Annotated in this window: 15 protein-coding genes and 1 pseudogene; all 16 read right to left on the bottom strand. The window is 66.4% G+C overall.

The genetic code is table 11. The features are described from left to right. Window positions 1-251: 251 nt before the first annotated feature. Window positions 252-494 carry a hypothetical protein gene (locus tag J7E89_RS38010; protein ID WP_214980750.1) on the bottom strand — a complete coding sequence of 81 codons (243 nt, stop codon included), beginning with the start codon at window positions 492-494 and terminating at the stop codon, window positions 252-254. Window positions 495-570: 76 nt separating this feature from the next. Next, window positions 571-1,286, bottom strand: a pseudogene (locus J7E89_RS38005) (IS6 family transposase). 185 nt (window positions 1,287-1,471) lie between these two features. Continuing rightward, complete coding sequence (locus J7E89_RS38000; RefSeq protein WP_214980749.1) at window positions 1,472-1,798, bottom strand: hypothetical protein; 327 nt, start codon at window positions 1,796-1,798, stop codon at window positions 1,472-1,474. 70 nt (window positions 1,799-1,868) lie between these two features. Continuing rightward, a complete protein-coding gene (locus J7E89_RS42200; RefSeq protein ID WP_214980748.1) occupies window positions 1,869-2,051 on the bottom strand; it encodes an HAD hydrolase-like protein in 183 nt (60 codons plus the stop codon). A gap of 394 nt (window positions 2,052-2,445) precedes the next feature. Next, window positions 2,446-3,192: a 4'-phosphopantetheinyl transferase superfamily protein gene (locus tag J7E89_RS37990; protein WP_214980747.1), complete on the bottom strand. Its 747-nt coding sequence runs from the start codon at window positions 3,190-3,192 to the stop codon at window positions 2,446-2,448. A gap of 24 nt (window positions 3,193-3,216) precedes the next feature. Next, window positions 3,217-3,933 (bottom strand): ceramidase domain-containing protein, encoded by a 717-nt coding sequence (locus J7E89_RS37985; protein ID WP_214980746.1) that lies wholly within the window; start codon window positions 3,931-3,933, stop codon window positions 3,217-3,219. A gap of 89 nt (window positions 3,934-4,022) precedes the next feature. Next, on the bottom strand, window positions 4,023-5,336 hold the full coding sequence (locus J7E89_RS37980) for a cation:proton antiporter (protein ID WP_214980745.1): 1,314 nt from the start codon (window positions 5,334-5,336) through the stop codon (window positions 4,023-4,025). A 31-nt stretch (window positions 5,337-5,367) separates the two neighbouring features. After that, window positions 5,368-6,867 carry a DHA2 family efflux MFS transporter permease subunit gene (locus J7E89_RS37975; RefSeq protein ID WP_214980743.1) on the bottom strand — a complete coding sequence of 500 codons (1,500 nt, stop codon included), beginning with the start codon at window positions 6,865-6,867 and terminating at the stop codon, window positions 5,368-5,370. 23 nt (window positions 6,868-6,890) lie between these two features. After that, entirely contained in the window at window positions 6,891-8,291 is a 1,401-nt protein-coding gene (locus J7E89_RS37970) for a GNAT family N-acetyltransferase (protein ID WP_214980741.1), read from the bottom strand. A 307-nt stretch (window positions 8,292-8,598) separates the two neighbouring features. Beyond that, on the bottom strand, window positions 8,599-9,144 hold the full coding sequence (locus J7E89_RS37965) for an alpha/beta hydrolase (RefSeq protein WP_214980738.1): 546 nt from the start codon (window positions 9,142-9,144) through the stop codon (window positions 8,599-8,601). Window positions 9,145-9,146: 2 nt separating this feature from the next. Beyond that, window positions 9,147-10,865, bottom strand: coding sequence for a chloramphenicol-biosynthetic FADH2-dependent halogenase CmlS (gene cmlS, locus J7E89_RS37960; RefSeq protein WP_214980736.1), 1,719 nt, complete (start codon window positions 10,863-10,865; stop codon window positions 9,147-9,149). A 27-nt stretch (window positions 10,866-10,892) separates the two neighbouring features. Next, window positions 10,893-11,531, bottom strand: a complete 639-nt coding sequence (locus tag J7E89_RS37955; protein ID WP_214980734.1) for a hypothetical protein — start codon at window positions 11,529-11,531, stop codon at window positions 10,893-10,895. Next, entirely contained in the window at window positions 11,528-12,889 is a 1,362-nt protein-coding gene (locus J7E89_RS37950) for a long-chain fatty acid--CoA ligase (RefSeq protein WP_214980732.1), read from the bottom strand. The genes J7E89_RS37955 and J7E89_RS37950 overlap by 4 nt, the downstream gene beginning before the upstream one ends. Next, window positions 12,890-13,588, bottom strand: a complete 699-nt coding sequence (locus J7E89_RS37945) for an SDR family NAD(P)-dependent oxidoreductase (protein ID WP_214980730.1) — start codon at window positions 13,586-13,588, stop codon at window positions 12,890-12,892. It abuts the gene before it with no gap. Window positions 13,589-13,590: 2 nt separating this feature from the next. Continuing rightward, window positions 13,591-14,478, bottom strand: coding sequence for a GNAT family N-acetyltransferase (locus tag J7E89_RS37940; RefSeq protein WP_214980728.1), 888 nt, complete (start codon window positions 14,476-14,478; stop codon window positions 13,591-13,593). A 10-nt stretch (window positions 14,479-14,488) separates the two neighbouring features. Then, the gene (locus J7E89_RS37935) at window positions 14,489-14,827 is read right to left on the bottom strand and encodes a hypothetical protein (RefSeq protein ID WP_214980726.1); all 339 of its coding nucleotides are present in this window, start codon (window positions 14,825-14,827) and stop codon (window positions 14,489-14,491) included. Between the last annotated feature and the right edge of the window lie 823 nt (window positions 14,828-15,650).

The following is a 15,650-nucleotide window of genomic DNA, read 5'->3' as shown; positions in this document are numbered from 1 at the left end:
AAGATCACCAACAGAGTCATGACGTTGCATTAGTGGTCGTGCCATCGGTGGTGCAGGGTGACGACGACCGGCGAACGACGGTGACTGGCGGGTCCTCCGGGAGCTTTGCTGCCGTACCCGGTGATGCATGACCGGATCTTGCGAGGACAGTTGCGGGACCGGCGGTGGGGCAGCAGGCTGTGTCCGATCTCGTGGAGGCCCAGGCGGCGGTCACGTCTGCGGGCCGAGGGGGGAAAAGCCGCTCGGTGAGATCACCGTGCGGCGGACGACGTGCAGGGCCCGGGTGAGTAGGTGCACACCACGGTCAGGAACGGGATCCGGTCCGGCCCCTCCCCCACCACCGACAACAGAGCGGCCAGGGCGGCGGGGTTGCTGATGGAGCCGACCTGTGCAGCGGCGAGCGCTTCGTGGCCGGCGGTGTCCATCGACGAGACGATGATCATGTGACGCGTGTAGCCGTCCGCCCGCCATGCCAGCGCGGTCTGCGCGGCCAAGGGCGTTGTCAGGTTGAGTGGGGCCTCGGGGGGAGATCCGGTTCGGGGCGTGTCTGGCTGCGGTGGTGACGGTGGTTCAGGCTGCTGCGGGCAGGCCGACGCTCCCGGTGATCTGGTTCCAGATCGCGAAGCGGATGATCATTTCGGTGCGGTAGTCGGTGGCGGTCATCAGGTGGCGTCGGGGCCTGAAGTGGGGAGAGATGCCGCTGAACGCGGCCAGGAACCGTTGGGCTGCGCCGACGGAGCGGAAGCCCTTCATCGCGCGTTCGCGTTGCCTGGCCGGTTGGTGGGAGTTCTCGGCGCGGTTGTTCAGCCCCTTGTGCGAGCGGTGCTCCACCGAGGGCATCACCTGCCGGTGAGGGGCGCCGTAGGAGCGGAGCTTGTGACGACCAGCCGGGGCACCGAGCGGGTCCTCTTCATCAGCTTCCGGAAGAAACGCCTGGCCGCGGCGGTGTCCCGCCGGCTCTGCACGAGGATGTCCAGCACGTTGCCCTCAGTGTCGACGGCCCGCCACAGGTACTTCCACTCCCCGTTGATCTTCACGAAGACCTCGTCCAGATGCCACTTGTCGCCCGGCCGGGGACGCCGACGGCGTAGCGCGTGGGCGTAGGGCTGCCCGAACTTCAGGCACCACCGGCGCACGGTCTCGTAGGAGACGACCACGCCGCGCTCCAGCATCAGCTCCTCGACCTCGCGGAAGCCGAGCGGGAAACGGAAGTACAGCCACACACCGTGCGAGATGACCTCCACTGGGTACCGGTGGCCCTTGTACGACGGCGCCCCGGACAACACGAACAACCCCTCCCAACATGATCAACTACACGATCACCCCACGCCTGTCAGCCAACGTGACAGCGCCAGCCTCCTACTGTCCATCAGCACTCCGCGCTGCCGGAGCCGACGCGCTGAGCACGCGAACGGCTTGGGGGGCACACCTGGCGAGCAGGTGTGCCCCCCCCAAAGCGGTGCGAGGTCGTTCACACGCCTCCGAGGCACATGTCGTTCATCATGACGGACGTCAAGCGCCCGGCCGCCCCCTTCAACCCGTCGGCACAGCGCCGCAGGTCCGCGCCGTGGACACTCTCCGGTGACGCCTCCAAGAGCGCTTCGCACAGCCGGCCGATGTCGTGCAGCGACTGCCGTAGGTCCGCCGCCATGGGCAGCAGGACGTCCGAGAGGTCCTCCGGGGCCGCGATCCGTTCCTCGCGCACTGATTCGAGCAGCAGCCGCGACTGCGCGGCAAGAGCCCGCACGGCAAGAGCCCGCGTATGGACCCCATGTGGTTCATCAGCTGAGAGAGTCATGCTCCTCCTGTCACTTCCCGTTCCATTCGCCTTGGGACACCCACCTCGAACGCCTCGGCGCGGCTGTCGATCACGGGAAGTCCCGTTTCCCGGAGCTCCTTGGCTCCGCCATGCCGGTGGTGACGAGCACGCAGCGCGTCCCCACCTGCTCCGCTGCGTCGACTACGTCACCGACGAGCAGGCACTCATCCAGCTCCAGTCCCAACCGGCCGATGTGGTCTGCGAGATGACCGGCCTTGTGGTCACCGGCCACCTCCGGTCGCCCTCCGTCGATCCGGCTCGCGTACCGTGCACGCCGAACCGCCTCGCCTGTGCTGTGACGTCGTCGTGCAGGACCATCGAGAGGACCGACCGGATTAACCTCTCCTCCCGGACCCGGTCCAGGGTCGCCTCGGCGTCGGGGGCGAAACGGCAGGTGGTAGGCCGCCCGCCACGTCCGCATGTCGACGGCGGGTCTGCCGGAGTGGGCGCAAACGTCGCTGACGGAGGCGCGCATCACGTGGTTGTCGTTCAGGAACGTGCCGTTCCAGTCCCAGACGACGTGCCGGATCCGGCGTTCCTGCGGTGCCTCGAGGTCAGTGCGCACCAGGGCGTTCCTCCTCTATGTGCGGCCGTGTTCGGGGGGACGGGGCGTGTGCCGCGCGGCGTCACGCGCCCGGCCCCGGCCAGTACGCCAGGACGTGGTCGATCCGGTGTGTGGTCGCCACCGCCACCACGTGGCCGTCACCGGCTGGCACGTCGAGGAGATGGATCGCGGCGACCCCGCCCGTCGGTGGAGCGGCCAACGTCGCTTCCGTGACATCCAGTTGGGCTATCGAGGCAGCGAGACCGCGGCCGGTTAGCTTGGCCGCCGCTTCCTTACGGGCCCACAGGCGCAGGAACGCGGTGGCTCGTTCACTCTCGGCCGTCCGCTCCAGGGACTCCTGCTCGCCGGGCGTAAGCATGGTCGGGGCCAGGCGGTCGACTACGCGCCGGGCTGGGACGGTATCGAGGTCGACGCCGACGAGGCCCTCGGACACGACAGCGAGGAGGACCCATCGGCGCGTGTGCGCGACCGAATAGTCGATATCCGCCCCGTCGAACCGGGGCCGCCCGTGGTCCACATCGCACCGCGGGCAGGTACGGACGATGCGGAGCTGCTCGGCGCCAGCCCCCAAGTACTGTGCACCCATGGTGCGTTGGAGGCCACGCGAGGTAACGAAGGTGTCCCGCGCGGAGCCTGCCGGCAGCTGGCTGGCCCGCACGCGCTCTTCGGGTGCCAAGACATCCATCCACCCGTGGTGCGTGCCGATCGGCGCACACCACAGGTGGCACTCTCCGGTGGTGGGTGCGCGGCCCTCGTCGAAGTAGGCGTTCCCCGCCGGCTGCTCGACCGTGTCCAGCAACTGCTCCATGACTAAACCGGCATGCCCGTCCACTCAGACCCCTTCCTTCACAGCCCGGGCCTCCGCCTCGCTCGAGGCGGCCGTCTCCCGCTCCGACTGCCAGTGGAGGACCAAGGCGCGCCCCACCAGGAACACCAGGACACCGTCGAGCGTGTGCCAGAGGAAGTGGGTGCCCAGCGGGAAGGATCCGCAGACGCTGTGGTCCACCGTGCGCGCGGTCAGCGCGGCCGCGAACACACCGGTCGCCGCGCCGAAAGTCACCCAGTGCTGGGCCCTGCCCTCGTTGCGCGAAGCCCGCATCGTCACCGCGAGCCCAAGCATCAGCAACAGCACTGGAACGTACGTGCCCGAGCGGTTGGGGATGTAATCGCCCGCGAAGACGATGAAGGCGGCGGTGAACCCCGCGAACGCGGCGACCCCGAGCAGGCACCACTGCCAGGCGAGGCGGTAGAACTCCCGCAGGTAGGCGGCCAGGTAGCACAGGACGAACAGCCCGATCGGCACGATGTCGAGCACCTGGGCCCACGGGGTCGCCAGCGTGTGGAACGCGAAGCTGCCGATTCCGATCAGCACCATCAGCGGCGCCATGAACCCGACTCGCAACGGCAGGCGCCCCTGCATCCTGGCCATCCGCCATATCGCCCAAGCGGCCACGACAAAGGACAAGTTGCTTACGGCGTTGGCGGGTTCGGCCCAGAAGGCCTCCGTGACGCGCTCGCAGTAGTGGTCGACGTGCTCGTGCCAGTTCATCGTTCTCGTTCTCTTTCGGTACGAGCACAGGCCCCCGTACGGGCAGGGGACCGGCTCTTTCGGTACGGGAGGGGGGCCCGGGCCTCCGCTCAGCGGGCGGCCCGGTGCAGCTCGCCGCCCGTCGGGGCGGTCAGCGCGGCTTCTGGGACCTTCGGGCCGCTTCCGGGCGCCTTTGCCCGCTGCGTCGGGCTCTGGACCTGGGACAGTGCCGAGCCGACTCGCGGCACGGCCAGCAGGGGGCCGGCCATCGCCGTGGTCACCACGGCCATCACGACCATCATCGAGTAGATGTCGCCGCCGATGAGGCCCAGTTCGAGACCGACCGTGAGGATCACGATCTCGGTGAGGCCGCGCACGTTCATCAGCACGGACAGCGGCAGCGCCTCTTCTCGGGGCATGCCCGCCAGGCGCGCGCCGCCGTAAACTCCGGCGGCCTTGGTCAGCACCGCGACGGCGATGAGCACGACGAGGGCGAGCAGGGCGGTACCACCGAACCCGTCCATGGTCACCTTGGACCCAGCGATCACGAAGTACAAAGGCAGCAGCAACGCACCGGCCTGGTCCGCACCGCGGATCACCCAGGCGCGCAGCGGTTCGAGCCCGGCCCTCGGCATCGCCGCGCCGAACGCGAACGCGCCGAAGATGTAGTGCACGCCCATCCACTCGGTGACGGCGCAGGACAGCAGCAGCCCAGCCGCGAGCAGCGGCAGCAGCGAGGGCGGCGGGGTGCTGCCGTCGGCGTAGCTCTTCAGCAGCCGCGCCAGCCGGGGCCGTACGACAGCGATGAGCACGACCAGGTAGACGGGCAGCAGCGCGAGCTGCCACTGGCCGGCGCTGCCACACAGCGCGGTCACGGCCGCCAGCGCGACCCAAGCCAAGAGGTCGCCGACGGCGGCGGCGGACAGCGCCACGCCTCCCAGCGGCAGCCGGTTCAGGCCCCGGTCAGCCAGGATGCGGGCGAGGACCGGGAACGCCGTGATCGACATGGCGATGCCCATGAACAGGACGAAGCCCGTGCTGGACCCGGTGGCGTAGTGGCGCGCCAGCGGTATCGCCACCAGCGTTCCGCCGATCAGCGGCACAAGGACGGAGCCCGCCGCGACGCCGATCGTGGTGCGCTTGCGGCCGCGCAAGAGCGCATGGTCCAGTTCATACCCCACGACGAACATGAACAGGGCCAGCCCCACCGCGGCGAGCGCCCCGAGCAACGGCGTGACGTCTGGGGGCAGGAGGACCTGGCGCACCGAGTCCGGGAGCACCAGGGGGCCGACCACGATGCCGGCCACGATCTCACCGAGGACCGCCGGTTGACCCAGCCGGATCGCCACCGCTCCGGCCAGTTTGGCGACGCCCAGCAGGACCGCCAGGGTCAGGAAGAAGTGCACGGTTGTCTCGCCGTTCATCGGCGTGCCCCCAGGGGTTTCGAAAGCATGGTCACAGGACGGTCTGGCGACGCTCGGCGGGGGTCGTCGTCTGCTCGGGGAGGGCCGTGGCGCCCTTGCGGTGGAAGAGCACGGACGCGACGAGGCCCAGCAGCAAGAGGGCGATCGGCAGGTAGAGGGACTCCCCCAATGCAGAGCTGAAGGCCGCTTTTGCGCTCGCCGGGCCTGCGGTGGCATCGCCAACCTCACCGGTACCGGCGGTCTCCAGACCCGCCGCCGCGCCCTCCAAGCCGTGGGCGGCGATCCGATGCGCGAGGATGGCGCTGATCGCAGCGCTGCCCAGCACGGAACCGACCTGCCGGATGGCGTTGTACGCGCCCGAGCCCGCACCGGCCTGATGGAGGGCAAGGCTGTGGGTGGCGGTCGCAGCGAGCGCCGGCCAGATGAAGGCGTTAGCGGCGCCAGTGAGCGCGGCCCCCACGAGGAACACCGCGACCGGCGCATCCGGAGTCATCAGCATCGTGAACCACAGAAGTGTCAGCGCAAACAGGGCGAAGCCCGCAGCCGGGATCACGCGCGGATGCAGCCGGTCGGCGAACCGCCCGACGAGGGGCACGCACACGATGGCGACGACCGCCATCGGGGCGACCACCACCCCGGCCTGGGCCCCAGGCATCCCGCGCACTGCCTCCAGGTAGAAGTACAGCGGCACCATCAGCGCGGCGACCGCCCCGCCGACCGCGGCCACGGCCACGCTCGCCAGCGCGAAGTTGCGGTCGCGGAACAGGCCGAGCGGCAGCAGCGGCTCGCCGGTGGTGCGGGACTGGTGGACGACAAAGACCACTAGGAGCGCGGCACCGGCACCGATCACCGCCCAGGTCCAGACGTCCCAGTGCCGGCCGCCACCCTCCTGGATGCCGACCACCAGCAGGAACATGCCGATACCGCTGAGCATGACGCCGGGTACGTCGAACCCGTGGCCATGGCCGGGCAGCACCGGTACGAGCCGGGCCGCGAGGATGAAGCCCACGACACCGACCGGCACGTTGACGAAGAAGATCCAGCCCCAGCCGAGCCCGTCGACCAGGACCCCGCCGAGCAGCGGTCCGACGAGGTTGGCGAGACCGGCGACCCCGCCCCACAGGCTCATCGCCGCGGCCCGCCGCGACGAGGGGAAGATGCGCGTGATCACGGCCATGGTTTGAGGCGTCAGAAGCGCGGCGCCCACGCCCTGGACCGCGCGCGCCGCAATCAGCGAACCGATCGTCGGCGACCAGCCGCACCACAGCGAGGCCGCCGTGAACACGGCCAGACCGGCAAGGTAGACGTTCTTGGGCCCGAAGCGATCACCCAGCCGGCCCGCCACCAGGAGCAGCGCCGCGAAGGTGAGCAAATAGGCGCTGCTCGCCCACACGACCTGTGACACGTCTGCGTCCAGGCCCGCCATGATGCTTCGGTTGGCGACGGCGACGATCGTCATGTCCAGCACGACCATGAAGTAGCCGACAAGCAGCGCCGTCAGGACGGTCCATGGGTTGCGTTCAGGGGTCACGGAGTGGCTTTCTTCGCGCATCGCTAGGCCACTCGGCTCAGCAAACGCTTGATCCAGAAGGGAATGTTTCCGAGTCCCCGTACGAGCCTGCTCAACGAACGCGGCGACGAGGTGCGCATGTGGTGCTTCAGGACGGGGCCGAACACGTACTGCCAGGAAATCAACCGCCGGTCGATCCGGCTCAGTTGCTTACCGATGTCGATGGCCAGCACCCGGACCGTCTCCTTGCTGTACGGGTGCGTCTTGACGATGGGCAGCCGCTTGGCACCGATCCGCTCGTAGATCGGCACAAGCTTGCCGATGGCGTCGAGGATCAGGTAGCGGCAGTCCAGGTTGAAGGCGAGGCGCGCGACCTCACGGAAGAGGGCGACGATCACTCCCGCACCCCGGTAGTCCGGGTGGATCGCGAGACGCGACACCTCGACGAAGCCACCGGCCCACACCTTCTCCGGCAGACCCTGCGTCTGGGTCTCGATCTCGCTCAGCGCGCGATCCCCGCCGTTGACGACGAGTCGGCCGGTGCCCAGCGGCTTGTCGCCCAGGCAGCACACGAAGGTGACGGAGTGCGCGTCGAGGTGGTCGGCGACCACCGAGCCGTCCCGCACCCCGGCGAGGCGGCCGAAGTCGCGATTGCCGGCCAGGCGCACCCTGAGGGCCTGCTGGAAGGCAGTGGGATCCGAGACGGTTCGCACGGTGAGGTACTTCGTCACCTGTCCCGGAGGTACGCCGACGGCCTTAAGAGCGGCGAAACCGAACCCTTCCACGGTGCCCGCCAGCACGACCGCCGCGCGCTTCACCGACCCTTCGTTGACGATGCGGAAAGCGAACCGGCCGCCGCCGAAAGCGTCCTGGCATGCCGTCACCTGGGCATGCAGCCGCAGCTCTCCGGACCACGGCAGCCACAGGTCGATGACCACGACCATCCCGGGGGACAGGCAGCGCCCGGAGTCATCGGCCACGAACTCCCCGTGGTACGGCGACAGCCGGGTCACGCTGACACGCCGGGGGCGCCGGAAGAGCGTGCCGCTCCGCACGCTCGCGGCGATCGGCTCGGGAAGGAGGTGCTGGCCGCCGACCGCCTGGTCGAGGGCGAAGCGCGCCTCGATCACCCGCGCGGAGCGGTCCACGGCGTAGTCCGTCGTGAACAGCGGAGCCGCCTTCTGCCTGGCGAAACGCACCTCGTCCGCCCGGAACGCCAGGCCGAGGCGGGCCCCGCCCTCGCCACCCGCGTCGTCCACAAGGTCGTCGAGCCGACGCAGGTCCTCGACCGAGAGGACGAGCGTGCCGTCCGCCCTGCGCTCCTCCAGCACGGCGCTGAATCTGCGGCGGCCGGCCCGGAGCACGACCTCGGGCCGGTGCAGGTCGCCGCTCCAGTACCGGAAACCCGTTGCCGTACCGAGGTGTTCCTCACTGATTACTTCCATGTCTGTTCCCCTCCCTGGGTGCGCCCCCGGACCGCCGCGGACGCGGTCGCGCGAGGAGCGCATCACCCTGCGCTCCTCGCGCGATCACCTGTGCTTCCTCCCGGCACGCCACACCTGTGCGAGCCACGTACGCACCCACAAACCCCACGGCAGCGGGCCGGGAGATCGGGTTTCATACCGCAGTTGCAGCTTCCGCTCGAAGCGGTCGGTCACGCAGCGTTCCACTTCCACCTCGCTCCTCCTCCGCCGGCCACGGGCGGCGGCCACGTCGCTGTACGCCGCCCGTGACCGGCGTACCGTGCAGGTCTCACCCGAGGAAGTGCTCCCCGAAAATGGACCAGCCCTCGCTCCAGTCCCCGAGGCCCGAGGACGCGTTGATGTGTCCCTTGCGGCCGACCTCGACCAGCTGGGCGCCGAGCCTCTCGGCGACCGCCTGACGGTCCACCGGCGTGCTGTAGCCGAAGGGGTCGTCCTCGCTCGCCACCACGACGGTCAGGAAGGGCAGCGTCCCGTGCCGGGGCACGTCGAATCCCAGCGCCGCCTTCGGGAAGTTACTGCCGTGCACGTCCGGCATCGCGACCACGAGGGCACCAACGACGCCCTCGTCCTGGTGCTCGGTCGCCCACTCGGTCAGCACGGTGCACCCCAGGCTGTGGGCGATGAGGACCTTGGGGCCCTCAATGCTCCTCAACACGTCGTCCAGGTCCTTGACCCAGACGTCGCGGACGGGGGCCTCCCAGGCCTCGTGCTCGACCCACACCCCGTTGTCCGACCGTGCGTGCCACATGGCCTGCCAGTGGTCCGGACCCGAGTTGTCGATACCGGCCAGGTAGACGTACGTGATCGCTTCCATGCTCACACCTCGTATTCCACGCCCACGCCGTCGAAGCGCAGACGGTCCTGGATGAAGACGCGCTCACCGTTCTTGTCGTAACCGCTCAGCAGACCCGCCTCCATGAGACGGATGACGATCTGCGAGCTCGCCTCCTTGCGGTCGGCCTCCCCGAGCTGGCGGATGAGGGTCTTGTAGTCCACCGGCTCCTTGTTGAGGTACTCGAAGATCTCCCGGTGCTGCTCCTCCAGCGGGTACTTGACCATGTCGACGCCGTGCTCGTTGGCGATCACGTGCTTCGGCTCGAGGCGGAACTCGAGCGGCTCGACCTTGTAGTGGGGGTTGAGCAGGACCTCTTCGCCGTGCCACTGGAACCGCTTGATGCTGTTCAGCTGCTTGGTCAGGGCGCTGATCCAGCGCACGCGCGCCGAGTTGAGCTCCTCGTCGGAGAAGTCGCCGCTCAGTTCCTGGCGCTGGTGCTTGCCGATGGCGATCATCGTGGAGGCGCGGTCACGGAAGTCCGCGATCGACAGAGACTCGCTCCCCTGGCCGTCCTGGACCAGCTTGTCGAACCACTTCTTGCGACTCAGGCGGTCATCGTCCGACTCGCTGATCCGGCGCTTGGTCCAGAACTCGGACTCCGGCTCAGTGAAGGAAGCGAACGTGTAGAACGAGGCGAGGAACTCGTGGTACTGCTCGTAGGTCTCGCGGTACGTGCGGTTGTACCAGGCGTGGACCGACTCGGTCTCGTCCTCCTTGTTCGTGATCCGGTCGATGGCCGCTGCGGCCGAGACGGCGGACTGCGAGGCGAGGTGGACGCCCTGCGAGAACAGCGGGTCAGTGAAGCAGGCCGAGTCACCACACAGGAAGAACCGGCCGTCCGAGAACAGCTCTGAGTCGTAGGACCAGTCGTGGACGATGCGCACCTCGTCGACGATCTCGGCGTCGCCCAAGATCTCCACAGCCCTGGTGGCTTTGGCCAGCGTCTCGCGGTAGAAGCGCTCGGTGCCGAGTTCCTTGACCTCGGCCGACTTCGAGCGGTCGACGACGAGCCCGACGCTGTAGAGGTCGTCCTTCAGGGGGATCATCCAGACCCACCCGTCCTCGAAGGTGATCGAGTACGTGGTGCCCTCGAGCCCGCTGCCCGTGAAGGGGTCCTTGCGCTTGAAGTACGACCAGATCGCGAAGTTCTTGTAGAACTCGTCGTAGCGGCGGACCTTCAGCTGCCGGGCCAGGGGACCGCCCGCACCGCCGGCGTCAATAACGAAGTCGCTCTCGACGACGCGGGGCTCGCCGTCCTGACGCACCGTCACCGAGACCTTGGACGGGTCGGAGATGTCCACCGCCGTCACCGGGGTGCCCTCGTGAACGGTGATCCCGCGCTCCTTGACCTCCTCCAGAAGCAGCTGGTCGAACTCCTCGCGCTTGACCTGGATGGCGTGGTCGAAGACCCAGGGAGCGGTACGGGGGGTGGCGAAGGAGAAGGTCCACGGCGCCTGGTCCTGGCCCCACAGGAAGGTCGCGGAGGGCTTCCCGATGAAGCCCGCGGCGTCGATCTTCTCCTGGAGACCGAGACGGTTGAGGATCGACAGGGTGCCCGGCAGGAAGGATTCGCCGACACGGTAGCGGGGGAAGTGGTCCCGCTCGAAGACGGTGACGTCGTGGCCGAGCTTGTTCAGGGTCAGCGCCGCGACGCTACCCGCGGGGCCCGCCCCGATGATCGTGACCTTGGAACGCTTCATTTCAGTACTCCTCAAAGGGACGTGCTGTTAAAGAGATTTGATGAACTTGATGCGACTGGGTGAAAAGTAGGAGTGCCCGCTTTCCGCGTTGTCGAAGAGGCTGAGCCCTGCCTGGAACTTGCAGCCGCTACCGATCACCACTTCGGGAGCGAGCGTGCAGCTCAGACCGAAGAAGTTGTCGTCGTCGATCTCGACGCTGTTCCCGCAGTTGAAGTTCGGTGCGAGGAAGTTGTTTGATCCGAGCCGCGAATGATGTCCGACGGTGCAGTGGTAATTCACGACGTTGTGGCTGCCGAGCACCACGTTCACGCCGAAGTAGCAGTCCGGTCCGATGATGTTGCCCACGCCGACGAGCTGTGCGGCATCGATCCTGGAATGCGGGTGCACGATGTTCTCAGCGGACAGACCATGCTTGACGATGAACCCGTCGATGAGCTCCCGCCGTTGAGCCGGATCCGAGACAGCCAGCACAACACTGGTGCCGGGCTCTGGGGCGAACTCGTCCAGCGGAAGGCACCGTTCGGCCGGCACGTGCACGGTCTCCCCGGCCACGGCCGCGTAGCGTTCGACGCGGTACGCGTCCCGCCCCGAAGCCGTGACGTCGTCGATGTAGCGCGTGACCTCGAGCGCGAACTTTCCGGCCCCAATCACTACGAGGGGCTTCACAGCTGGATCCTCCGCTTCTTGAAACGCTCGGATACAGTCATCTCGGCGACCACGTTCACCTTCGTCGGAATCTTGAACTGGTCGACCTTGCCCGTCAGGAACTCGACGACGTGCCGGCGCATTTCGGCCCGGGAGACGTCGCCGTGCGGCCTGATGTCCACGCACACGGACTGGCCCGTAATGGCGTTCGGCTTCCCGTAGACCACGCAGTCGTCGACGAGCGGACTGCCAAGCAGGAGGGACTCCAGCTCCAGCGGCAGTACCTTCTCGCCGCCGACGTTGATGATCTCCTTGGCCCGGCCCTTGATCTTGATGTAGCCGTCGCCCTTCTCCTCGACGAGGTCCCCCGTCCTGAACCAGCCGTCCTCGGTGAGGCAGTCGGCCGGATAGTTGAGGTAACCCATGAACTGCGTGTTGCTCTTCAGCTGGAGTTCGCCGTCGACAATCCGGTACTGGACGTTCGCATCTTCGATCTTGAAGTAGGTGCTCGCCGATGACTCGCTCGTCGTCGTCGAGATCCCGGTCTCGCTCGTCCCGAAGGTCTGGAGCAGCTTCGCCCGGGGGAAGGCCCCATTGACCCGCTTCAGCAACTCCTCCGGCATGGGCTCGGTGCCGTACGTGATGAGCCGCAGGCTGCTCAGGTCGTGCTTCTCGTGATAGGCGCCGATCAGGATCAGGTTGAGGAAGGTGGGGCTGGTGGGCAGCAGCCGGATCCCGTACTTCTCGACCAGGACGCAGATCTCGTCCGGGGTGCGCTGACCGGGCACGATCGCGGTGCCGCCGACCCGGAAGACGCCGAGCAGCGAATTGATGCCGCCGATGTGATCGAAAAGCAGGAACATCAGGATGTTGGACGCCCTGCTCCCCATCCTGGTGCGCTTGCCAAGCTTCTCCTCCACCAGCGAGTCAAGGTTGTGCAGGATCGCCTTGGGCGCACCGGTGCTGCCGCTGCTGAGCAGGACGAGCCCCGCCGCACCGGCCTCGACGAGCCGGCCGTACGTGCCGACGTCCGCCGACGGCGCGGCCACGGCCTCAAAAGCGAGGTCTTCACCCACCTTGATGACGTGGCTCGGGAAACAGGACTCCGTGACCGTCCGGAGCGTCCCCTCAGTGAGCGTCACCACCGGTACGACAACGTTCCTGTTGAGGTACAGCGCAAGCAGCGTCGCGATGGACAGGAACGAGAAATCACCGTTCAGGACGACGACGTCGTGAGGCCGCACGTCGTGCGACTCCAACTCCTTCTCCACGCGCCTGACGCCGTCCAGCAACTCACTGTAGGTGTACGGCGTTTCCCGGTCGACGACGGCGATTCGAGAATCCAACTCCGCCAGCCTGCTGATCAGTTCACTTCTCATTCAGTTCACACCTCCAAGGAATATCGTCTCGCCCGTGATGAACCCGGATTGCCGGGACACAAGGAACTCGACGGGGCCGACAATGTCCTCCATCGTGCACATACGCTTGATTGCCTGACGCTCAATCAAATCGTTAATCTTCGCCTCGGGAACGGTCCTGGTGAGGACCGTTCGCACCGGGGGCAAACCGATGCCGTTCACTCGGATGTTGAACCCGGCCAGTTCCTTGCTCATGACCCGCGTCAGCTGGTCGACGGCACTCTTACTGGCGGAATAGACCAACTGCCCGTCCAGCGCCCACGGTACGGCAACCGTCGAGACATTCAGGATTGCCGGCGAGGGTTCGCGACTCTTCTGGAGCAGCTTTGTGGCCTCGCGGCAGCAATTCAGCACGGAGAAGAAGTTGATGTCGAAGATGTCCCGCGCGACCTTCTCGGGCGTCATCATGAAGTGATTCATGTTCGACGTCCCGGCGTTGTTCACCAAGGCGTCGAGACGACCGTGCTCGTCCCTGATCGCACGGCACACGGCCTTGATGGCCTTGGCGTCGGTCAGGTCGACTTCGTGGTGACGGTACTGAGGGTGATCGATGGTGGACGGTCGTCTGCTGCAGCCCACGACGTGGTGGCCCTGCTCCAGGAAATGGGACGCCAGGGCCTTGCCCACCCCGGTTCTGGTGCCCGTAATCAGGATGATCATTGTCAATGCAGCCGGTATCCGATCAACAGAGGCAGCGTGTACAGCGCAGGCTTGATGTCCGCCGCCTCCAGTTCCTTCGACTTGTACAGCGAGGGAAACTCCCGGGGAATCACCTTGGTGAACGGCAGCTTCCAGTCTGTTCCCAGTTCGTCGTCGTCCATCGCGATGAGCGCCACGCCGAAACGGAAACACCAGTACAGCTTCAGGAAATCGATGTTCTCGACGAGCATCTTCTTGTTGCTGGCGTAGAGAACTCTTCCGAATGGACGGAAACGTCCGAGGCGCATCTTCTTGAGGATGATGTACGAGTAGTCGGTGTCGCTTCTCCCCCTGATCAGGAAGTGATTGCACTCGACGTCGGTATGGTCCAGGAAGATCTTCCGGTCGGCCTCGTCCAGGTACTGGACAATCACGTGCTTCTTCGTCTCCAGCCGGACGCCCAGGCCGAGGCTCCGGAACGTCGGAACGGGAAGGAACGCACGCAGCTTCGTCTCGAGGTCGTCGAACCCGAACTTCTTGCTGATGTCGTAGACCGTCTGGGTCGGCGTGTAGTTGACCAGCGTGGCCTTGCGCACCGACAGGGCCGGCAGGAAGAGCTTCATGCTGTCGTGCCGGTACTCCTCCTTCACATACCAGCTGTGTATCTCGCAGAACTTGCGCTTGACTCCACTGATCTCCCGCTCGGTGAAGAGCAGACCCAGAAATCCGACCACGTCGTCCCCGTCTTCGAGGACATAGCCGTAGTACCCCTCGTCACCGCCCCACACTGGCCGGAACATGCGGCGTCGCGCATCGAGCGGAACCCAGGCCGAATTGAGGGACGAATCACGCAGCAGCGCATAGACCTTGGGAAGGTCCTCCGCGACTGCTCTCCTTACCGAGGTGTCCATGCGTGGACTCCTAGAGCGCCGGTTCGGCGACCGCGCCGACCGCCACTTCCGCGCCCCCGGCCAGCTGAATCTCGCCCTCGATGTAGTCGACCAGCCGCCGCACGCTGCTGAACGGGCTCACCCGCTGGGAGACGGCCTTCTCTGACGTCAGAGACACCTCTACGTCGAACTCATCCTCGATCGCCTCCTCCACAAGCACGAGGAAGTTCACGAGGTGCATCGAGTCGAAGACGCCAACCTCGCCGTACAGGCTGACCTGGACGAGGTTCTCAGTCGGAATTTTCTCGCTCCGCCTCTCGTTGACCTCGTCGACGACTCCGGCGATCAGGCCGAGAATTCGGTCCTTCATGGCAGTTGATTCCTTCCTATTTGGTCCGTGGTCGCCCTGTGAGGGCGCGCGCAGGTGCCGCCGGTGGACTGCGAGATGCCCGGCCGGACAGAGTTTGATTCGTGGACGATTACAGCTGAGATTTTGGGGGCGTTCGCGGTATTCCATGGACGTTCGCAAAAGTGCTCACGGGCATCCACGAACGTTCGTAAGCGTCCAAGGAGGTTGGTGAACTTCCGCGAGCAGCCGGGGACGTCCGAGAAAAACCGATGAATGGACGGATCGAAGAATCATCGACCCGACGAATCGACCTCGATACGGAATCGCCATCGCCAGCGGCTCAGGCCGAGATGACGCCTTCGTCACTCAGCCCTACGATTCGCCCGGCTTTCAGTGACCAACGCTCGTTTTCCCGCAGAAGTCGTCATCATTGTCAACGCGAACTGAAGAATGTGCGCGCCAACACAGGCGTGCAGATGGACACGCATGCATGCGCGCCCCCACGCAGGCGCATAAATGTTGCCACGTGATGGATTTTGCGATGAGAGCCCCCGGCGCGATCGATTCCGACCGCCGTCAACAACACTGTCATGGCGGACGATTCCACGCGATTCGCGACTCCGCTGGCGCGTTCACGTGGCTACGAGCACTCCCCGTGCGATACCGCTGCACGCGAACATCCTGGCGTTCGACGAGCAGGTGAGGACGTACACCGTCCACCACATCCCACGGAGATCATTACTGGCCCGACCCCTGTTATACCCACATGCGACCTGGCAGGGCCATGGTCATTTCACATGGTGAGATCGTAAACATTCAGAAGGGTGCTGTCACGTTGTCGGGG

Origin of the sequence: Streptomyces sp. ISL-100 (genome assembly GCF_018614615.1) — a bacterium.
Lineage (GTDB): Bacteria > Actinomycetota > Actinomycetes > Streptomycetales > Streptomycetaceae > Streptomyces.
Note: the sequence above shows the minus strand (reverse complement) of the source record. Positions and strands in the feature narration are given on the sequence as shown.